The sequence below is a fragment of the Microcoleus sp. T3_B1 genome, from assembly GCF_036700445.1.
Taxonomy (GTDB): domain Bacteria; phylum Cyanobacteriota; class Cyanobacteriia; order Cyanobacteriales; family Microcoleaceae; genus Microcoleus.
The window spans coordinates 37,349-59,106 of the sequence record NZ_JAUBOX010000035.1; the positions used below are offsets into that span (position 1 = coordinate 37,349).

General features: G+C 47.2%; 14 protein-coding genes and 1 pseudogene. 9 read left to right on the forward strand and 6 right to left on the reverse strand.

Annotated elements, in window-relative coordinates; all coding sequences use genetic code 11:
• The first annotated feature begins 6 nt into the window (after nucleotides 1–6).
• Entirely contained in the window at nucleotides 7–3,477 is a 3,471-nt protein-coding gene (locus tag QT990_RS19405; protein WP_333465650.1) for a PAS domain S-box protein, read from the forward strand.
• A 283-nt stretch (nucleotides 3,478–3,760) separates the two neighbouring features.
• On the forward strand, nucleotides 3,761–4,147 hold the full coding sequence (locus QT990_RS19410; RefSeq protein ID WP_333139573.1) for a response regulator: 387 nt from the start codon (nucleotides 3,761–3,763) through the stop codon (nucleotides 4,145–4,147).
• 816 nt (nucleotides 4,148–4,963) lie between these two features.
• On the opposite strand, the gene QT990_RS19415 is transcribed toward QT990_RS19410, so the two are convergent.
• Complete coding sequence (locus QT990_RS19415; RefSeq protein WP_333465651.1) at nucleotides 4,964–5,278, reverse strand: hypothetical protein; 315 nt, start codon at nucleotides 5,276–5,278, stop codon at nucleotides 4,964–4,966.
• 70 nt (nucleotides 5,279–5,348) lie between these two features.
• On the opposite strand from QT990_RS19415, the gene QT990_RS19420 reads away from it, so the two are divergent.
• From QT990_RS19420 to QT990_RS19430, 3 genes are all read left to right on the forward strand, one after another.
• Complete coding sequence (locus QT990_RS19420) at nucleotides 5,349–5,657, forward strand: DUF1830 domain-containing protein (protein WP_333139568.1); 309 nt, start codon at nucleotides 5,349–5,351, stop codon at nucleotides 5,655–5,657.
• A gap of 74 nt (nucleotides 5,658–5,731) precedes the next feature.
• Complete coding sequence (locus QT990_RS19425; protein ID WP_333300290.1) at nucleotides 5,732–6,082, forward strand: late competence development ComFB family protein; 351 nt, start codon at nucleotides 5,732–5,734, stop codon at nucleotides 6,080–6,082.
• A 185-nt stretch (nucleotides 6,083–6,267) separates the two neighbouring features.
• On the forward strand, nucleotides 6,268–6,453 hold the full coding sequence (locus QT990_RS19430) for a hypothetical protein (RefSeq protein WP_333106532.1): 186 nt from the start codon (nucleotides 6,268–6,270) through the stop codon (nucleotides 6,451–6,453).
• 40 nt (nucleotides 6,454–6,493) lie between these two features.
• Here QT990_RS19430 and QT990_RS19435 read toward each other — a convergent pair whose 3' ends face one another.
• Nucleotides 6,494–6,847, reverse strand: coding sequence for a DUF6464 family protein (locus QT990_RS19435; protein ID WP_333106534.1), 354 nt, complete (start codon nucleotides 6,845–6,847; stop codon nucleotides 6,494–6,496).
• A gap of 577 nt (nucleotides 6,848–7,424) precedes the next feature.
• Nucleotides 7,425–8,156 carry a sucrose-phosphate phosphatase gene (locus tag QT990_RS19440; RefSeq protein ID WP_333139561.1) on the reverse strand — a complete coding sequence of 244 codons (732 nt, stop codon included), beginning with the start codon at nucleotides 8,154–8,156 and terminating at the stop codon, nucleotides 7,425–7,427.
• Between the two features lie 171 nt (nucleotides 8,157–8,327).
• On the opposite strand from QT990_RS19440, the gene QT990_RS19445 reads away from it, so the two are divergent.
• A complete protein-coding gene (locus QT990_RS19445) occupies nucleotides 8,328–10,685 on the forward strand; it encodes an iron uptake porin (RefSeq protein ID WP_333139558.1) in 2,358 nt (785 codons plus the stop codon).
• Nucleotides 10,686–10,865: 180 nt separating this feature from the next.
• Here the strand turns inward: QT990_RS19445 and QT990_RS19450 are convergent, their stop codons facing one another.
• Together QT990_RS19450 and QT990_RS19455 are read right to left on the reverse strand one after the other, a co-directional pair.
• Nucleotides 10,866–14,207: a PAS domain S-box protein gene (locus QT990_RS19450; protein ID WP_333465652.1), complete on the reverse strand. Its 3,342-nt coding sequence runs from the start codon at nucleotides 14,205–14,207 to the stop codon at nucleotides 10,866–10,868.
• Nucleotides 14,208–14,614: 407 nt separating this feature from the next.
• On the reverse strand, nucleotides 14,615–15,274 hold the full coding sequence (locus tag QT990_RS19455) for an HAD family hydrolase (protein ID WP_333465653.1): 660 nt from the start codon (nucleotides 15,272–15,274) through the stop codon (nucleotides 14,615–14,617).
• A 111-nt stretch (nucleotides 15,275–15,385) separates the two neighbouring features.
• On the opposite strand from QT990_RS19455, the pseudogene QT990_RS19460 reads away from it, so the two are divergent.
• The 3 genes and pseudogenes from QT990_RS19460 (at nucleotide 15,386) to QT990_RS19470 (ending at nucleotide 18,222) form a co-directional block, all read left to right on the forward strand.
• Nucleotides 15,386–16,201, forward strand: a pseudogene (locus QT990_RS19460) (Uma2 family endonuclease).
• Nucleotides 16,202–16,252: 51 nt separating this feature from the next.
• Entirely contained in the window at nucleotides 16,253–16,384 is a 132-nt protein-coding gene (locus QT990_RS19465; protein ID WP_333465654.1) for a hypothetical protein, read from the forward strand.
• 29 nt (nucleotides 16,385–16,413) lie between these two features.
• The gene (locus QT990_RS19470; protein ID WP_333465655.1) at nucleotides 16,414–18,222 is read left to right on the forward strand and encodes an aspartate kinase; all 1,809 of its coding nucleotides are present in this window, start codon (nucleotides 16,414–16,416) and stop codon (nucleotides 18,220–18,222) included.
• A gap of 683 nt (nucleotides 18,223–18,905) precedes the next feature.
• Here the strand turns inward: QT990_RS19470 and QT990_RS19475 are convergent.
• Complete coding sequence (locus QT990_RS19475) at nucleotides 18,906–21,527, reverse strand: FG-GAP-like repeat-containing protein (protein WP_333465656.1); 2,622 nt, start codon at nucleotides 21,525–21,527, stop codon at nucleotides 18,906–18,908.
• Between the last annotated feature and the right edge of the window lie 231 nt (nucleotides 21,528–21,758).

The window sequence follows — 21,758 nt, forward strand, 5'->3', positions numbered from 1 at the left end:
AATCAGATGAAAGCAATGGTATTGCCCTCAGACACAAGCACTCTCAATAACAGCGACTGCGAACTAATTTACGCCCCGGGTTCCATTCAACCTCACGGCATCCTTTTGGTGCTGGAATCTCCGGCGTTGAAAATTTTGCAAGTTAGCAACAATACTTTTGAGGCGATGGGCCTTTACCCCGAACAACTTTTGGATCAATTTTTAGAGGAATTTGTCGAGATTGAGGAAATTGAGGCTATTGAAAAAGCTTTATTTGAAAACGACCAACAACGTAACGCGCTCAGATTATCATTCAAAAGTCAAGACCGCAAGTCTTTTTTTGAGGGGACGCTGCATCAATCAAATTCAGCATTAATTGTTGAACTAGAGTCGGTTGTTTCCCCAAAAACGAGCGATTGTTTCAATTGTTATAATTTAGTCCAAGAGCCGATCGACAAAATCCACAAAACACCAAACCTGCAAGTGCTGTGTCAGACAGCAGTTGAAGAAGTGCGGAGGATCATCGGTTTCGATCGAGCGATCGTCTATCAATTTGATGCCACAGGTGCGGGGCAAGTTGTCGCCGAAGACAAAGTAGAAAGTTTGGCTCCTTTATTGGGACTGCACTATCCGGCTACCGATATCCCCGCCCCGGCAAGAAACCTCTTCCACATGAATTTAATTCGGTTTATTCCCGATATTAACTGTCAGCCTGTAGAACTAATTCCTCACTGCAATCCGCTGACGGGTCGCCCTTTAGATATGGGTGGCTCTTTGTTGAGAACAGTTTCGCCTTGCCACGTTCAATATCTCACAAATATGAACGTTGCCGCTAGCATGACCCTAACATTAATCAAAGATAAAAAACTCTGGGGATTGATCGCCTGTCACCACCCAACACGAAAGTATGTCAACTACGAAACAAGAACTGCTTGCGAACTGCTAGCCAAGTTTGTAAATCTAGAACTCAGCTACAAACAAGATAGCGAAGACCGGGAATATGCAATTTATTTAAAAGCACTTTGCCAAAAATTTATCACGGAAATTTATCAAAAAAACTGCTTTGTAGAAGGTTTACTAACATACCGAGATGAATTGCTGGCTTTAGTGGGTGCCACTGGTGGAGTTGTGTGTGCAAATGAAAGTTTAACAACCATCGGGCAAACCCCCGAATTGGTAGAAATCGAAAACTTAATTGCTTGGATAAAAACTCAAATAAATAATGAGGTTTTTTATACAGATTCTCTCTCACAACTGTATCCGCCCGCCGAGAAGTTTAAAGAATTTGCTAGCGGTTTGCTGGTACTTGCCATGTCCGAGATGCAAAATTATTACATTTTGTGGTTCCGTCCCGAAGCACTTCAAACTGTCAACTGGGCAGGTCCACCAGAGGGGCAAATTGAACTTAAAGCGGATGGCAGCCGATTGATGTCTCCTCGCATTTCCTTTGAGTTGTGGCAAGAAACTGTGAGGTCAAAATCTTTGCCTTGGCAGCCGTGCGAAATCGAAATAGCCCGAGAACTTCGAGTTGCTATTACTAGCATAGAGTTGCGAAAAACCAATGAGCAGCTTAGCTTAGCTTTGTCGGCTACCAAAATAGGATTTTGGGACTGGGACGTGCAGAAAAATCGCATAGTTTGGTCGAGGGAACACGAAGAGTTGTTTGGGTTGATTCCGGGAACTTTTGCCGGAACTTATCAAAGTGTTGCAGCTTGCGTTCACCCAGAAGATTTAAAAAGTATGGAGAATGCTATAAATCAGGCGATCGCCCAGCGAGGAGATTTCTGTCACGAAACCCGTGTGGTTTGGCCCGACAGCAGCATTCACTGGATGGAGGGGAAAGGTAAGTTTTTTTACAACGAAGCCGGCGATGCAGTGCGGATGGTGGGGACAGTTACAGAAATTACCGATCGCAAAGCTAGAGAATTACAGTTGCGCCTGTTGGAATTAGTAGTCACCACCACTAACGACGCCGTGTTAATTACCGAAGCTGAACCGATTGAGGAACCGGGCCCGCGAATTCTTTATGTCAACCCAGCTTTCACGCGGATGACCGGCTATACGCTAGAAGAAGTTGTGGGCAAAACGCCGCGCATCTTGCAAGGACAAAAAACAGATCGCGCCAGTCTCCATCGAGTTCGGACAGCTTTGAAAACCTGGCAGCCGGTGCGGGTTGACTCGATCAATTACCGCAAAGACGGGACGGAATTTTGGGTAGAAATGAGCATTGTGCCCATAGCGGACAAAAATGGTGAGTTTACCCACTGGGTATCAGTGCACCGGGATATTAGCGATCGCAAATTTGCTGAAGCCGCCCTCCAACAGCTCAACGAACGGTTAGAAATGCGAGTTTTGCAGCGCACCAGAGAACTAGAAAGCTCTCAAGCAGAACTCCGGGAAAGCGAAGCTTTATTTCGCTCTCTGAGCGAGAGTTCCCCCGTGGGTATTTTCAAAATTGATACTGAGGGGAAATGTACCTATACAAATCCTCGCTGTCAAGCAATTGGTGGCTTCACACCTGCAGCAGCTTTAGGAAACGGCTGGATGCGGTTTGTTCACCGCGAAGACCTCAAACTAATTCTGTCTAAGTGGCCCCAATCGCGATCGCTAGATGGGGAATTTTCCTGCGAATTCCGCCACATCCAGCGAGACGGAACCATCCGGTTTTGTCGGCTGAAAACAGCTCCGATTTTTTCCGACAGATCTCAACTAATTGGTCACGTCGGCACAGTCACAGATATCACAGAAAGTCGGGCAATTGAAAAAATGAAAAATGAGTTTATTTCGATTGTCAGCCACGAACTGAGAACGCCGCTTGCCTCGATTCGCGGTTCTTTAGGTTTGCTGGCGGCTGGGGTACTGAAAAGTAAACCGGAAACGGCTAAACAGATGTTAGAAATCGCTTCGAGCGATACCGAACGGTTAGTGCGTTTGGTAAACGATATTCTAGACTTAGAGCGGCTCGAATCAAGCCAAGTTATCCTCGTCAAGCAGTGGTGCGATGCCCAGGTTTTGATGCGGAAGTCTGCAGAATCTGTACTTTCTTTGGCTGCTGAAAATAACATTGATTTGTCGATTTTGCCCCAAAAAGCAAAAATTTGGGCTGACCCGGACAGAATTGTTCAACTGCTGGTAAATTTGTTGAGCAATGCGATTAAATTCTCCGCTCCAGGGAGTACAGTAACTGTCAGGGTTGAAGATTTGGGCGATTCCCTACGGGATAGCTACGCTTCACGGGTTTTATTTGAAGTCAAAGATCGAGGGCGGGGGATTCCTGCTGATAAACTAGAAACTATCTTTGGACGGTTTCAACAGGTGGATGCTTCTGACTCCCGCCAAAAAGGAGGTACGGGTTTGGGTTTGGCTATCTGTCGCAGCATAGTACAGCAGCACGGGGGCAGAATTTGGGTCGAAAGTGTTCTCTCAGAAGGAAGCAGTTTCTATTTCACAGTGCCCGCACAGTTGGAAGGCGAAGGGGGAAAAAGTTTGGAGTTTTGAGATTGCTTTCATAAGACATCGCGAAAGCTAACGTTCCTCGCAACGCACGCGGGGAGAATGAGTTTGCAAGGGCTATATATCGATTTTTCTGTTCTCGGTTTAAGTAGGTGAGCGGCATAATATAGCAACCGCGCCCGACGATTAGGACGTTTTTAAGTGCTGAAACTCTTAATTTTATTGCTTCTTCTTTCTGCTATATCTGTCAAGAAACCCGGTTGAGGAGGCAGCGTGCGTAAGTCCTTTTTCGGTTTACCATGATTTATTTAAAATTTGAGTTTTAATTATGTCAGCAAAGCGCATTTTGGTAATCGATGATGAAAAAAACCTCTGCAGCGTGATTCAGGCCTGTCTGGAGCATTTAGGCGGCTGGACGGTACTAAGCGCGCCCGACGGCAGCCAAGGATTGCTTTTAGCTGAAACTCAACTCCCTGACGCTATTCTGCTAGATGTGATGATGCCGGATATGGACGGAGTTACTCTGTTTGGTTTGCTGCAAAACAATGCGGCTACTCGCGGGATTCCGGTGATTTTCCTGACGGCTAAGGTGCAGGCGATGGATTTGAGCGAATTTGCTGATTTGGGGGTAGCGGGGGTGATTGCAAAGCCTTTCGATCCTTTGAGTTTGGCACAGCAAGTGGCGGAAATTCTGGGTTGGGAACCGTTGCTTTAAATTGGGGGAAAATGCGATCGCAGATAGCCGCTCAAACTCGGCATTTGAAACCGCTACTATAGCAATCCTAAATCATTCATGTAAATTTGTAGGGGTAGTGCTACCCCTACTCCCCGTGCCTACCCCCTATCTATCGGGGCAACCGGGCGTGGGATTGCCCCTACAATAATTAGGCAAATGATTTAGGGTTGCTATAGACAAACAAAGTCGGCCCAGCCCGACGACAGAATAAAGGGGGCATTAAAGCCGGATGACGATCGAAAATCCGCTTTCTCATTCTCTTGATTCTTGCGAAAATTACGCAATTATCTTAGTAAACCGGGTTTATGCGTCCAGGAAAGTTCTAGCTTTTCCTGCTATTTTCATAATTTCCTCATTTTTTTGATTTAGCTTTGAGATGGATCGGTGATTGGTTAATTTAAACTCTGATTCCCTAGAAGTTCTAGAGATGATCTCAGGGAGTCGGGGTTTTTTGTTACCCGCAAAGCCGATCGGCTAATACCATATTTACAGGCAGAATAACTCCTCCAGAAGTTACACAGATGGGCCTCAAGAACGATTTTTTTTAATCCGAGATCACAGATGCAGCGAAGTTTTTTGGTAAAAAACCCGGTTTCAGCTTGCTAATCCAAGATTTACGCCGAGTTCCCTCAGAAACCTGGTTTTTTCACCCCGGAGCACAGATGCAGCCAAGTTTTTGGCTAAAAAACCCGGTTTTTGCCTAAGTGTTGTAATCCCTGCTTGAGCAAAAGTATATTTATCAAAAAAAATGATGGTCTTCATAATTTCCTCATATTTTTTAGATAAAGTTTACTCCTAGCTCTGGATCTCAAGGTCGATCGCACTCTCAGCACCATTCCGCTGCCAAAGAGCCAACCTGTTGTCAGGAGAGTTCAGCGCAGTGACGGTACTTTCGATTAACTCGTGCCACAGCACAATTAACCTAAATAAGTCAGGAGTGGCGCACTGCATACCAAACAAACCGGGTTTTTTAACCGGGAAAAACGGGGATTCTGCGGCCGACATCTCAGTGTTGGCAGGATAACTCAATGCTAAAAAAATTAATAACTGAAGAGGTGATTCGCGCTCTCGAATAACACCCCAAAAATAAGTCGTTTGAACAAGAGCCAAACTCGTAATTGCTACTAACAGGCAAGGCCAAGTCTCAGTAAGTTTTAGAAAGAGTGTGGAGATTTTTTAAATGTCTGATCAGCTATCTTATAAAGGTAACAACCAGATTCTGTGCTATTACGCAAATGTTAGCAACCAAGTTCAGGTGGTTCGGATTGGGAACATTCCTAATTGGTACTTTGAAAGAGTGATGTTTCCGGGACAGCGACTGATGTTTGAAGCTGCGGCAGAAGCAGTCTTAGAAATTCACACTGGTACGGCGCCAAGTGCTATTTTATCGGACAAGATTCCCTGCTACGTGCTGCGGGTTATAGAAGAGGTAAGTTCCGAGTTCGAGCTGGTGATGACCGAAGAACGATTGGGGGTATTAGCGGGTTAAAATTCATGAGAAATCAGACGAGATCGAGAACGGCCACAAAAATATTAGTTAACGAGTGTTTGGGGACAGGGAAAATGCAGAAAAATCTTGTCAATATTACCTTAGCTGTAGTCACAGAGGAAGTAGAAATTATCTTGGAGTCTTATCCGAAGCACCCATACCAACAAGCTTTTTCGCCTTCGGGATTGCGACAGGATTTAATTGCTTATGTGCTCAGCCGAGTTCCTAATAGATATACTGCGATCGACTCCGGCGAGTTTGCGTCAAACCAAACAGTTCAGGTTCGCTGTTCTTCAGAACAGTTGCTGCACATAGAAAATTTGATTCATACTGGCATTCGCGACGTGCTCCACAGCTATCAGAAGATAGATTACCGCGTTCCTGAAGAAGTTAAATTTGATTCCAGAGTTGCTAGTTGGTTGTGATAGTTTCTGGTAATTGAGGGAGACGCCGAGATTCTCGGCACTCTCGGTTGGGCGAGGTGGAATTGTGTACTGACCGAAAGCATCCAGGATACAGGCCCCCGGATTCATTCCGAAAGCAGACTCAGGACCCAGAAATAAAAAACCTGTATCCGATAAAGGCGCCCCCGAATTTATCCGTGGGGTCAATGCTTAAAGGGAGCATCTCACCTTTGCAGCCCTCCGCTAGAAATTGGAGTTTTGAGGCAGGAGGCAGGAGGCAGGAGGCAGAAGGAAAGAGGAAGAAGGAAAGAGGAAGAAGGAAGGAGCCAGAAGAAGGAAGGAGCCAGAAGAAGTATTTTTACAAATATGAGATGCTCCCTGCTAAAATCTAAAATCTAAAATCTAAAATCTAAAATCGATTGACTTGATGGTTCAAGACTTTTGGTAATCGCAGCAGCAGTTGCACGGGCCATTGGGATTGACAGCACAGCGCAGAATTTCCGATCGAGCATTAAAGCGACAGCTAGCATCTCCGATAACCCAGATGCCGCTTACAAAAGTTCTTTCCGTCGGCGGTGTGGCCGACTGCACGTACAGGGCAATTTTTTGCAGTCGGTAGCGGCCGGATTTGAGTTGATAGCGGTGGTGGCGTTCCAAAACAGCGTAGGTTTGTCCCTCTAAATCTACATAGTTCCCCGGTTGTGGCGTCCAATCCAGCCGCAGGCTACCTAAATATTGGCGGGGGTGAGAGAGAATCACCTCTACGGGTAAAGTATTTTGTTCCATGTGGCGGTGCGTTGGCGAACTGAACTAAAGGGGCAAATAGTTGACTCAACCTACATCTTGTTCATCTAGAAAGATAAGTTTTTATAGAGAGAGTAATTTAGGTTTAGGCGCTCAACTTAACTATATAACTTTTGGCGATCGAGGAATAGGCGACTTATCTTGGGATAGCCGACTCCCTCCACTACGTTGAGCCTCACATCTTGCACCATTCTCAATTAGCCTTTTCTGAACAGGCAAGATGCCTGTTCCACAATAAAATTTATCTTTTGTGGAACAGGCATCTTGCCTGTTCTTGAGGATGGTGCAAGATGTGAGTTCCACCCAACAGGCTAGGAAATAAACTTCAACTCGCTTGAGGTAACTAAAGTTAAGTTCGATTAGGTTGTATAAAGCAGTACACGCTGATGGTATCGCAACTCGCAGGTTCGATCGATACGCGGTTGAGATTCCTCAACAGATTTTAACAACGGTTTGCAGGACTTGGGGTGCTTCGGGTGCGTTTGTAGTGAGGACTTCAGTCCTCTGATTTGTATGAGGCCTTCACTTCTCACTACAAATCAAACCGATTTTTTGGCAATCAAAATTCCCAAAAATATGCCATTCCTTCCATGATTCCCCAAGCGCAAGCAGAACCAGCTAAATAATGATTTTCAGTGCCGCATTCGCGATGCCATTCTAAGAGTTCTGAGAGAGCATTAGCGACGATTACTCCCCGGACATCCTGTTCAAACATACTGATATCATTGCCAGAATCACCGCAAACTAATGTTGCCTCAGATGGAATTTGTAGGCGTTTTTGTAAATAAGTAAGGGCATTGCCTTTATTGCTAGTTTGCGGTAAAAGATCCACATCGCTATTGCTGCTAAAAATGATTTGAGCTGGCAGTCCCGATTCAGTTAACTTTTCCTGCAAAGCCTGGACAGTCGAGCTATTTTCTGCTGCTGGTTCCAGACTATAACTGATTTTCCAAGGATTTTGTTCTTTTGGGGATTGGGGTTTAAGCTGGGAAAACTGCTGCGCTAAAGAGGCGATCGCCATTTTATCCCAGCCTTGAGAAAGATATTCCGCCCAATCTAAATCGAGGGTTCCGTCTTTGTAAATTTCACTGCCTACACCTGCGATCAAATAGTCCGGTGCTAGCAGTTGCTTTTGGGCAATTAATTCGCAAGTTGAAGCATAAGAACGCCCGGTAGCGTAAACCAAACAAATTTGCGATCGCTGTGATTGCAAGCGCTGGTTTAAAACTTGAGTTGCTTCGTCATCTCCGACTAGCGTGTTGTCTAAATCTGTAACTAATAAAAACTTCATTTGGGGAATTAGTCAGGAGTCAGTAGTCATCAGTGATTAGTGATGGGGAATCGAGCGCTTCCTAAAATAGTTTTAACTATTTATAAGAATTTGTTAAAAAAAATACATTTATAAGCAAGCTTATCGGTTAAGCTTGGCCAGATTTAATTTTCCACAAGTGGTGTGAGTTTTATGGTGAATAATGCAACCTCGGTTAAAGCTTTTTGGCTGTCTTTCTTGATTTCTGGTGCGGCAGTGCCTTTGGGGCCGATCTCCGCAACAGCTCAAATTCAGGATACCTCAACTCCAGAAGTTGCGCTAGAAGCGAGTGCCGTCCCTACGGCTACCCCAGACGCAGCGCTGGCAGCAGGTAATATTGAGATACCGCAGTTAGCGGCGATTACCGCAGAGACTAACTCCGCAGTCGATCGTGCTTTACCCGACACAGATGCAGCATGGGTGAATAGCGCTTTACCTCAAACAGATGCAGCCACAGTCGATCGCGCTTTACCTCAAACAGATGCAGCATGGGTGAATCGCGCTTTACCCCAAACAGATATAGCAACAGTCGATCGTGCTTTACCCGAAACAGATGCAGCCACAGTCGATCGCGCTTTACCCCAAACAGATGCAGCCACAGTCGATCGTGCTTTACCCCAAACAGATATAGCAACAGTCGATCGTGCTTTACCCCAAACAGATATAGCAACAGTCGATCGTGCTTTACCCCCAACAGATGCAGCATGGGTGAATCGTGCTTTACCCCAAACAGATATAGCAACAGTCGATCGTGCAACAACAACCCCAGAAATAACGGAGGCAATTCGCGAATTGCCTCCACAGAAGTTAGAAATTGCAAACTCTCCTCAGTCTCAACAAGTTGCTGAAGCCAGCAAAGTTGCCGACATCAGCAGCGAGACAGGCACCGCTGATGACCTCAGCATACAAGAAGACGCAGCACAAGTCACTTCTGTTTCCCAACTCTCCGACGTGCGGCCGACAGATTGGGCTTTTCAAGCCTTGCAATCCCTAGTAGAAAGATACGGCTGCATTGCGGGATATCCAGACGGCACATTCCGAGGCAATCGAGCAATGACTCGGTATGAATTCGCCGCCGGATTAAACGCTTGCTTAGACCAAATTACCAAACAACTTGGCGGTTCTACTGGGAATTTAGTCAAGCGAGAAGATTTACTTGCTTTGCAAAGATTGCAAGAAGAATTTGCAGCCGAATTAGCTACATTGCGCGGTCGAGTAGATGCTTTAGAAGCCCGCACGGCCGAATTGGAGGCCAACCAATTTTCAACTACTACTAAACTCAACGGATTTGCTTGGTTTAACCTGAGTGGAGCTTTTGCGGACAAGGGAGTCCGAGTTGAAGCAATAAATGCAGATGCTGCTCCGCTCGATCGAGTAGCCGGACGCGATCCTGTCACCAACAGACCGATCGTGCAGAGAGTGGACGACCCAGAAATTGCTTTCAGCCACTTAATTTGGTTAACCCTCACTACTTCTTTTACAGGCAAAGACCAATTGGTTACACAGCTAGCTGTAGGTAACGGAAATTCACCAGCAAATCAGTATACTTCTCCGGGTCTTTTTAATACCTTTGGCACTCCTTTTCTCGACCAGACTGCGGGGGTGAATCCCAATGAAGTTATCCTGCGAGAACTTTATTATCAGTTCCCGGTTAGCAACAGCTTGCAATTAGTAATCGGCCCCAGAATTAATTTCTACCGCTACTTTGACAACAATAATTTTAGCTTTTTCGTGGACGGTGCGAGCAGTTTTAATTCTAACAATAGCACTTTGTTAACTGCTACCAAACGCGGCGCAGGTGCTTTGGCTTTGTGGGATATCAGCCGCCGATTGAAACTGCGTTTAGGCTATTTGGGCGAGAGTATGGAATTTTTGCCCAGTTCGGTGTTTAATTCCGCTTCCAATCCGTCTCAAGGCTTGTTTGGTGGGACAAATACGAGTACCGCCGAACTAACATTCAGTCCGAGCGATCGGGCAAACTTGCGGTTTTTGTACAGCCGTTCCAACATCCAGCAAATTGGCGGGCTAATCGGAGCACCGAATGGCAGGCCCCTTAACGGTTTGGCAGATGACGGTTTCGGTGGCCGTCTCGGCAATGCTACTGCCAATACTTATAGCTTTAATTTCGATTGGTCGCTCAGCCGCCGTTTCGGTCTTTTCGGCCGCTACGGCTACGCCGAAACCAATATATTTCCCAAGACTGACCGACCCGACGGCACGATCAAAACTCAATCTTATATGTTAGGATTTGCACTTCCTGATTTATTCAAAAAAGGAGCTGTGTTTACCGCCTCATTTTTAGTACCTTTTGACGTTACTGGCGGTCGGAGGTTTCTGGTTTCGGGCGGGGGGAATGGTGGCAAACAGTACGAAATTGAAGCCACTTATTATTTGCCTGTAACCGAGAATATTTCGCTCGTACCGGCATTTTATGCGATCTGGAATGCCAACAATTTCGATAACAACCCGACAATTTTTGTGGGGAATTTGCGGACTCAGTTTAGTTTTTAATTTCCAGAATAAATAGATACCGTATGGTGCGTCGCTACCCTCCCATCTGCAATTAAAATAGAAAATCTGGTAGCGACGCACCCTACAAGATACCCACGTTGCAGCCAAAAGAAACCGGGTTTTTCCAAAAAACCCGGTTTCTGGATATCGTACTGCGTCCAGCACTGTTCCTTTTTCCTTCTACTTAATTGGAATTTCGATGATAAATTCACTACCTTTACCGGGTTCGGAGAGGCACTGCAATTTGCCGTTGTGTTTTTCAACGACAATTTGGTGCGAAATTGATAAACCCAAACCTGTGCCTTTACCTACGGGTTTTGTGGTAAAAAATGGGTCAAACAAACGCACAATCTGATCTTCGGGAATGCCCTGACCGTTGTCTTTAATCCGAATTAAAATGCTCTTGTCATCAATCGTTTCAGTTTGAATGGTAATAGTAGGAAAGATAGTATTTCCGGTGTCTTGTGCTTGGCTGCAGCTTTCTTCTAAGGCGTCGATCGCATTTGCCAATACATTCATAAATACCTGATTTAAGAGTCCGGGATGACAGTTTATTTGGGGCAGTTCTCCGTATTCTTTAATCACTTTAATGCCCTGCCAGTTGGCCTTGGCTTTCAGCCGGGTGTTCAACATTAACAAGGTACTTTCTAAACCTTCGTGAATGTCGGCAGTCTTGATTTTCGCTTCGTCCGCCCGCGAGAAATTTCGGAGAGTTTGAATAATTTCTACAATGCGCTCGCATCCGGTCTGCATCGAATTGAGCAATTTGGGCAGGTCTTCTGCTAGAAATTCTAAATCTATATCTTCGGCTTGTTGCTGAAGTTTTTCTGGGGGATTTGGGTACTCTTCTTGATAGACTTGCACGATTTCTAATAAGTCGAGAACGTAGCCTCGGACGTGGCAGAGGTTGCCGGCGACAAAGCCAACTGGGTTGTTAATTTCGTGGGCAATTCCTGCTAACACCTGTCCGAGGGAAGACATTTTTTCGGTTTGTACTAACTGCATTTGAGTTTGCTGCAAGTCGCTCAAAGCTGTTTGCAATTCTTGGGATTTTTGCCGATCGCGATCGGCGGCGGCGGCCCGTTCTTCCTCAACTCCGATCGCCCCGGCAATAATTCCGATCAGCTTGCAGTCGGCTTCTGTGGGCGCGATCGACTCAGTGTTGACAACGCACACCGCACCCACGTAATTGTCGCCCCGCCGCACTGCTTGTCCCAGATAGCTTCGCAGTTGGTAGCGGATGACAGCGGGATCGGTTTGGGCGTAGATCGTGTTCTGCAAGTCAGGAATGGCAACAGCCCGATCGCTTCCTTTGCTGCATACGTCGGTGCAGATGTGACCCTCGGCGCGATCGACTAGCGGGTAGTCCGGCGGCGCTTGCCAAGTCCCGATCGCGCGCAGCAGACCGTCACCGACGCGGCTGTAGATGGCGCAGCTTCCGCCCAAAAGCTCGCCGGCTAAGGATGTCAGGCGCTGGATGTTATCAGCGGCGTCGGTGGTGAATCCCAAAAAGCACTCGTTGATTTTGCTGAGGCGGTACTCTGCTTGCCGGCGCGCCGTCATGTCGCGGGAGTTGATCACAATTCCTTTCACAGCGGGGTCTGCTAGCAAGTTGATGCCGACACCTTCGAGAAAACACCAAGAACCGTCAGCGCGCCGGAACCGACCTTCTAGGGCGATCGGATCGCCTGGATTTGCGATCAGTTTTTCGCCGTCGGACATCACCGAGGGCAGGTCGTCAGGGTGGATCAAATCGAGAGCAATTTGACCGGCGACTTCATCGGGTTCGTAGCCTAAAACTCTTTCTACAGAAGGGCTTTCGTAAACAATGCGACCGCTGGCGTCGAGAATAGTAATGATGTCGGAACTGTTGAGAATTAGCGATCGCCACTTAGCCTCATTTTGGAACAAAGCTGACTCGGCTTGTTTGCGATCGGTAATATCCTCTACCATTTGCAAAATAAACTGTGGGGTTCCCTGACTGCTGTCGATGACAGATGTGCTGAGGCGTCCCCACCTGATGCTGCCGTCTTGGCGGAGGTAGCGCTTCTCGATTTGGTAAGCTTCGCGGGAGCCCGCGACCAACTGTTGGCGCAACTCGCGCGAAGTTTGTGCGTCTTCCGGGTGCGCGCAGTCGTCGAGGCCGAGACCCCGCAGTTGAGCTTCCGATCGCCCCAGCATAGCTTGAAATGCCGGATTAGTGGCGATCGCAACACCTTCGAGGGTAGCGACTACCATGCCGATCGCAGCGCGTTCAAAAATTGCCCGAAACCGCTGTTCGCTGTCTCGCAAAGCTGCATCCGCTGCCACTTCCTGCGTGATGTCCCGCCCCGCCACTGCCAAACCTTTGCGCGAACCGTCGGGGTTGAACAGTGGCACTTTCCGCACTTCAAACAAATTGCTGCCGCCTGTGGGCAAGGGGACAATTTGGCGGGTGGAGGTAAGAGTGCCTGCTTGCCAGGTGGTTTCGTCGGTTTCCTGCCAAGTTAGCAGGATTTCTCTGACTCTCGGATCGGCGGCGGTAGCGAGTTCGGCAGTAGTTTTGCCCTGGTAGTCTGCGGTTTCCCAGCCCAAAAGTTGGAGGGCGCAGTCGTTGGCAATCAGCCAGCGCCCCTCGCTGTCTGTGAGGTTGATCGCGTCGGGGACGGCGTTGATTGCGGTTTTCAGCCAGTATTCTTGATTTCGCAGGGCTGCTTCGGCTTTTTTGCGGGCGACGATTTCGGCGACTGTTCCTTCGTAGTAAAGGATCTCGCCATCTTCGTCGCGGACTTCGCGCACGTTTTCCGAGATCCAGGTAGTGCTGCCGTCCTTGCGGCGGACGCAGGACTCAAACTCCTTCAGGGAGCCATTTTGGCTGATTTCTGCCATGAAGGAAGCGCGGCGGGTGCGATCGGCGTAAAGGTTTTTTGCCGAACATTTGGCGATCAGTTCTGACGGGGAATCGTAGCCGTACATTCGGGCGAGTGCCTGGTTGGCGCTGAGGTAGCGCCCGTCTGGGGCGGTTTGAAATATGCCTTCGGTGGCGTTTTCAAAGATGCTGCGGTATTTTGCCTCGGCTTGTTTGAGGGCTTCTTCTGCTTGTTTACGATCGGTGATATCAGATTGGACGCCGATGAAGTGGGTAACGAGCCCGCTGCTGTCGCGCACCGGCGAGATGGTGAGTTCGTTCCAGAAGGAGGTGCCGTCTTTGCGGTAGTTTTTCAGAACTACTTTGCAGTCATGCTGTTCTTTCAGGGCCACGCGGATTTGATCGACGGCAGCGCCATCGGTATCCGGGCCTTGCAGGAAGCGGCAGTTCTGCCCGATTATTTCGCTGCGATTGTAGCCTGTAATCCGCTCGAAAGCCCCGTTGCAGTAAACTATAGGCTTGTCCGGCTGGGTAGCGTCCGCGATCGCGATGCCGTTGCTGGTAGCTGCCAGGGCGCGATCGTACAGCCTCCAGACTTCTTCTATTAAATTCGGTGTGCCGCCAGTACGAGTCGGCGATAGCGTTTCAGAAGGAATGCTTATATCTATCTGCATGAGTTTCTATAAATTGAGTTTATTGTAGATACCGACTGCCAGCACACCCTAGAGTTTAACAAAATTGTCTGTTTTCCAAAGGCTGAAGTTAAAAGGCTATCATGCAGAATTGGGGCGGTAAATTCTACCTAAATAAAATCTGGCTTCCCTCGTTTTTTTTTCCTTCTGCCTTCTGCCTTGTGCCTTCTACCTTCAAAGGAATCCTAGTTGTTAATTTATAATAGTTGTTCCAGCGATAACTCTATCTCTGGTATGGTTTACTTGGCAGAGTTTGGGCGGCTTACAATTTCGTTCACTTATTTTTTTAATTAAATAAAAACTACATTATCCGGCTCTAGTAAAAAAAATAATTAAATACTTTATAGTTAAATGAGTCAAACTCTTCTCTAAAACAAACCGAGGAAAAATTAATTTTGAACGAACACAGCAAGTTCGGAAATATCGTCGATCGCGAAAGTCGGTTCGAGGGCGAGACACTCAGCGCGATCGCCATATCCGTAAGCCGCCCAACAAACATCTATCCCAGCATTTTTAGCAAACAGCAAATCAATCGCTGTATCGCCAACCATTAAAATTTGACTGTTATCCAACTCCGGGAACAGCGGTTTAATAATCGAGTGAAAAACTGCCGGGTTTGGTTTCATAATTATTTCTCCGTTGTCACCTAAAATTAAATCAAACAAACTGTGTATTTTCAGTTTTTGCAGTAACAAATCCACAAAACTCACGTGTTTATTGCTGAAAACTCCCAGGCTCAATCCCGACTCACGCGCCAACTGCAACACTTGCTTTGTCCCGGTAAATAACTCTACCTGCTTTTCACCTTCCGTCCGATAATAAGAGCGGTAAGTTTCAACCCATTCGGGAATTGCACTTTCCGCGATCGCCGGATGGAGGATTTTAAAACTATTTGGTAAATTGATGCCGATCGTACCTATAATAGTATCAGCAGCAGGCGGGATAATATTGAATTTTTCAAAAGTTTTGGTAAAGCAAAATACAATAGCTTTGTGAGTAATTGCCAAAGTGCCGTCGAAGTCAAAAACAATTAACTTGTACTGACTCATATTATTTAAAATATTCTATATAGCAATCGGAGGTTTGCCACGACATAATAGCATAATTAATCTCTCCTTCACCAATTATAAGTATAATTTTTTAACATTCAAGAGGTCAACATGAGTGTCACCGAAAAACCCGAACTTCTAGTAACAGATTTTACAGATTTCCCAGACCACACTCAATTACCAGATTCCGACGGTACTTTTGTAAAAAACTTTCAAGAACTCCCTCAAAGCATCCTGTTAACAACATCTGTTCGACCCATTTTAGACCAATTTCATCCCGACGGACAATATTGTATCGGTCAAGATTCCGGCATTTATTGGCGAGTCCCGCAACCCCCAGAACCCCTAGCCAGAGGAGCTGAAGCACCCGATTGGTTTTACGTCCCCGACGTGCCGCCAACTCTCGACGGAAATATGCGGCGTTCCTATGTAATGTGGAAATAATTAATGCCGCCGTTAATCATACTAGAATTTGTCTCTGGAGATGGCAGCGAAGAAAGAGATAAAACTCCAAAAAAAGGCAAATTCTGGATTTACGAGCGGATTATTCGACCTGCTTTTTACGGAATTTATGAAGTTAAAAAAGCCAAAATAGAATGCTATCATTTGGTAGAAGATAGATTTGAGTTAATGTCAGAAAATCAGCGCGGACATTACCAAATCGAGCCAATGGGATTGGAATTAGGCATTTGGCAAGGGGTTTATCAGGGCGTAGAACTGCCTTGGATGCGCTGGTGGGATGCTGAGGGGAATTGGCTGCTGGCCGCTGATGAACGGGTTGAACAAGCGGAATTGGCAGTCGAAGAAGCAGAATTGGCAGTCGAACAAGCGCAGTCAGAAGTAGAACAAGAACGGCAAAAGCGAATAGAAGCCGAGCAGCGAATTCAAGCTTTAGAAGCGCGTTTGCGAGAGTTAGAAGGAGGCTAAAATCAGACTCAAGAGGGCGGGTTTATTAAAATATTGGTGTGAGAGACTTAAATGGCTGGTAAAACCCGCCCCTACCCACATATTTTCATCGTTTACGCAGATATTTTTTTCTTTTCTCCGGTTTGTTGTATGGGAATTTTAAAAATTACCACTTCTAATCCAGAAGCTGCTTGTATTATTTGATAAGTATTTTGTAGCTTTGTGTAGAATGTATGGCACTAATTGTTCAGAAATATGGCGGAACCTCGGTTGGTACAGTCGATCGCATTTTGGAAGTAGCCAGACGAGTAGTAAAAACAGCACAGCTCGGCAACTCTCTCGTTGTCGTACTTTCAGCGATGGGCAAAACCACCGACGGTTTAGTTAAACTCGCCAAGGAAATTTCCCCAAATCCCAACAAGCGGGAAATGGATATGTTGCTTTCCACTGGGGAACAAGTCTCGATCGCACTTTTGAGCATGGCATTGCAGGAAATGGGACAGCCCGCCATTTCCCTCACCGGCGCCCAAGTCGGCATTGTCACCGAAGCAGCCCACACCCGCGCCCGAATTTTGCGAATCGATCCGAATCGGCTTTCAAGCCAGTTAAAAAGCGGTAAAGTCGTTGTGGTTGCGGGTTTCCAAGGCATAGCCGATGCCGGAGAATTGGAAATTACCACCTTGGGCCGTGGCGGTTCCGACACGACAGCAGTAGCCTTAGCCGCAGCGCTGCGGGCCGACAGATGCGAAATTTATACCGACGTGCCCGGAATTCTGACTACAGATCCGCGCTTGGTTGCCGACGCGCAATTGATGGACGAAATCACTTGCGACGAAATGCTGGAATTGGCGAGTTTGGGCGCAAAAGTCCTCCACCCGCGCGCGGTAGAAATTGCCAAGAATTACGGCGTGCCCCTAGTAGTGCTTTCTAGCTGGAGTGACGCCCCCGGTACCCGTGTAGTGTCCCCACCCCCGCAACCCCGGCCTTTGGAGGGCTTGGAGCTCGCAAAAGCCGTCGATGCGGTGGAATTTGACTTAGATCAGGCGGGGGTGTCGCTACTGCGTTTGCCCGATCGCCCCGGCGTAGCAGCGCGGTTGTTTGGTGCGATCGCCCAACAAAACCTCGATGTAGACTTAATTATCCAGTCAATTCATGAAGGAAATACTAACGATATTGCCTTCACAGTGACGCGAAAATCTCTGCAACAAGCCACCGCCGTTGCAGATGCAATTATTCCCACCCTCGGCAAGAATTCTCGCCCCGAATTGGGAGAACCGGAAGTGAAAGCAGAAGAGCGGCCAATAGCTAAAGTTAGCATTGCGGGTGCGGGAATGATCGGTCGTCCGAGGGTAGCGGCGCAGATGTTTAAGACTTTAGCGGATGCGGGAATTAACATTCAAATGATTTCTACATCCGAGGTGAAAGTTAGTTGTGCGATCGATGCTGAAGATTGCGATCGGGCCGTTGCCGAACTCTGCAAAGCATTTGATGTCGCCAACTCCCCTGTTGGGCTGCGTTCATCCTCCCAAAAACGGCCCGCAGTCCGCGCCGTTGCGTTGGATCTCAATCAAGCGCGTCTAGCAATTCGCCAATTGCCCGATCGCCCCGGAGTAGCAGCAAAACTGTTCGGACTTTTAGCCGAGGAAAATATCAGCGTAGACACGATCATTCAGTCGCAGCGCTGCCACAATATCGACGGCATATTAACTCGCGACATTGCATTTACCGTCGCACAAATTGACGCCGAAGCTGCTAAAATAGTCCTCGAAAAAGCCGCCCCAGAATTCGGATGGGGCGAAGTAGCAGTCGATACACAAATAGCCAAAGTTAGCGTTGTCGGTTCCGGGATGGTAGCGCATCCAGGAGTAGCGGCAAAGATGTTTGAAGCGCTTTCCCGGCAGCAAATCAACATTCAAATGATTGCCACTTCCGAGATTAAAATTAGCTGCGTTGTGGATGAAGGACAAGCCGTAACTGCTTTGAAGGCAATTCACGCAGCCTTTGAACTTGCCGGCACCGAAAAAATCCAAGTTCCAGCGTAATTAAGGTTTCTAGTCAGGACTTTATACCGAATCCGAGTTTTTCACCCCCTTTATGATTCGGCGGTTGAAACCGCTACTACAAAAACTTTCGTCTGCCTCCGCAGACTAAGAAATGAACGGGGTATTTAAGCCGCATTTGGTATTAGTCCTTTCTTCGAGATTCGTAGTAAGGAATTCAGTCCTTCAAATTTTATTTAATTGATATAAAAAAAATCGCCCTTTTTTTTAGGGTGAAACACTTGACTTCGAGGATTTAATCAAGTACAATTTAATAATGGGAGTGGTGGCGAAAATAAAATTTTTGCCACCACTCCCATTATCTAAAATATACCACAATAAATCAACCAAAGTCAATAGATAATCCTTCTTTTTTAGGGCCGAGCAGTTATTGATATCAATTCCGCCTGTATGGGAATGATTAAACCGCAGAGGGCGCAAAGATCGCAGATTCTCCAGAAGAGAGAAGAGAGATGAATAATTCCGATGTCAACGGATTTGATATAGCAATCCTAAATGATTCGTGTAATTCTTGTAGGGGCAATCCCCCGTGGTTGCCCCGATAGGGGGTAGGCACGGGGAGTAGGGGTAGCACTACCCCTACATATTTTTACAAATGATTTAGGATTGCTATATGACACCACGGTAGCATAGAACAAGGCTTCAAGCGCCGAGTTATCTATAATCTACGAGGTAGTGAAGAAAACATCAGCAGTTAGATAGCTAGCACCGATATCAAAGACGATCGCTAAATAATCAGAATTAAATTTAATCGCAACAGAAGCCACTGGCCTCCCACTATCAATCTGTAATAACACCGGCTCAAAGGACAGTTGAGCATAGGCAATGCCTGCACTCAAACCAATAGCATCACCCTTAGAAAAATCGATAATTACATCAGCCCGCTCGATGGATGCGATCGCCTGACTCTCCGCAAAAATAAAGGCATCATTTCCAGTACCGCCAATGAGAATATCTTGACCAAAATCGCCAATTAATACGTCATCCTCAGCACCGCCATTGAGAATATCATCTCCCTTGCCACCTTGCAAAACATCATTACCATCTCCTCCGACTAAGGTGTCATTATCATTGTTACCACTGAGAAAATCATTGCCAGAACCGCCGTCGAGAAAATCAGAACCTTTGCCGCCAAGCAAAATATCATTGCCGCCAACTCCGGCTAGCGTATCTGCCCCTTGATTGCCATTGATCGGATCGTCATCTTCTGTACCGGTGAGAAAGTCATTACCCGACAAAGCAGAAATTCCTGTCTTGGCGGCAACTTCTGGAATGGCAGTATCAGATCCGTCTGTTAGCAGGTAAAACCCTTCTCCGCGTAGATTTTCAGGGATTCCTGTCGGTTCGCCACTATCGGTGGCATTGGGGAGAGGGGTTTTGATAGAAAGTACAGGTGCTGGGGCGGGTACTGGTGTTGGGGCGGGCGTTGGGGCCGGCGTTGGGGCGGGTGCAGGAATGGGTGTTGGGGCGGGCGTTGGGGCGGGTGCAGGAATGGGCGTTGGGGCGGGCGTTGGGGCGGGTGCAGGAATGGGCGTTGGGGCGGGCGTTGGGGCGGGTGCAGGAATGGGTGTTGGGGCGGGCGTTGGGGCGGGTGCAGGAACGGGAGTCGGTATGGGTGTTGGCGCTGGGGCGGGTGCAGGAATGGGAGTTGGGGCGGGCGTTGGGGCGGGTGCAGGAATGGGAGTCGGTACGGGTACTGGTGCGGGTGCAGGAGTCGGTGCGGGTGCGGGAGTCGGTACGGATGCGGGAATTATCGTCTCGATCTGACTCTGATCGAGGAAATTTAATGGCAGAGTAATTTCAGTGGGTGTGGTTGAGAGGGTAAGAGGTAGTGTAGGAATTGATATCGGCGTTGGATTTACTACAGATATTAGTGCCGGTGTTGGAGTTGTCACGGGTGTTGGAGTTGTCACCGGTGTTGGAGTTGTCACGGGTGTTGGAGTTGTTATCGGTGTTGGAGTTGTCACCGGTGTTGGAGTTGTTATCGGTGTTGGAGTTGTTATCGGTGTTGGAGTTGTCACCGGTGTTGGAGTTGTTATCGGTGTTGGAGTTGTCACCGGTGTTGGAGTTGTTATCGGTGTTGGAGTTGTCACCGATGTTGGAGTTGTTATCGGTGTTGGAGTTGTCACGGGTGTTGTAGTTGTCACCGGTGTTGGAGTTGTCACGGGTGTTGTAGTTGTCACCGGTGTTGTAGTTGTCACGGGTGTTGTAGTTGTCACCGGTGTTGGAGTTGTCACCGGTGTTGGAGTTGGCTCTGGAGTACCCTCATCGATCAGCACTGTGAAGCTTTTGCTCAACTCATTCGCCACAACAAGATCCAGTTTGCCATCACCATTGAAGTCAGCCGCCGCGACTGAGGAGGGACGCGAGCCTACTGGAATGTCTGCCTGTTTCGTAAAGCTGCCAGAACCAGAGTTTAGCAGTACAGAGATGCTATTGCTGCCTGTATTTGCGATCGCGATATCAGCGAAACCATCGCCATTAAAGTCACCTGTGGCGATCGAGCTTGGAGAATTACCAACAGTAATATCTGGCTGTTTGGTGAAACTGCTACCCTGAGAATTCAACAAAACTGAAATGCTGTTGCTACCTGCATTCGCGATCGCCAAATCAGGGAAGCTGTCACCATTAAAATCGGCTGTGGCGATCGCCTGGGGAGAATTTCCAACAACTATATCTGGCAGTTTTGTCAAGTTGCCACCACCAGCATTGAGCAGCAATGTAACATTATTGCTGCCTTGGTTCGCTACCGCCAAGTCGATTTTCCCATCAGCATTAAAGTCGATCGCCGTCATCGCCAGAGGATTGCTGCCAACAGGAATGGCTGGCTGCAAAATAAAGCTCAAACCACGGTTTAGCATCACAGCCACCACATTCCCTGTCCCATTGACGACAGCGAAATCTAGTTTATTATCTCCATCGAAATCAGCCGCGATCGCCGCGTCTGGAAAAGGCAGATTACCAAAGCTAAAGGCAGGAAATTTAATGTATCCAGATTTAGTATTTAACAGAAATGATATGCTACTGTCTCCGCTATTAGCTACCAAGAGTTCTGGTCGGTTGTCTCCACTAACAAAATCTGCAGCTAAAACGATAGTGGGGGCGCTTCCTACGGATTCGTTAGATTTTAAAGCAAAGTTTCCGGAGCCAGAATTAGCAAACAATGAGATGCTATTGCTGCCTAAATTCGGTACAACTAAGTCTGGTTTGCCATCTCGATCGAAGTCTGTCACCGTCACTGACAGTGGGTTCGTATTTAGCGATACATCTTTACGGGAGAAGTTCAAATTGCGACCTCTCTAATTTTTATTTATGTATAAATTTTGATGAATATTTTATATATTACAGGAATTTTGAACTAAGTCAATCTATTTTTAATTTTTGATTTTTAATTTGGGATTTTCCCCGCCCTGAGCCTGTCCCAGGCTGTGTTAGCATAAATAGGACTAAGGTCAACTGACCCAATTAGTAGGGTGTCGCGGAATCAGAGACCCTGAATAATCGCCCTAGAACTTCGT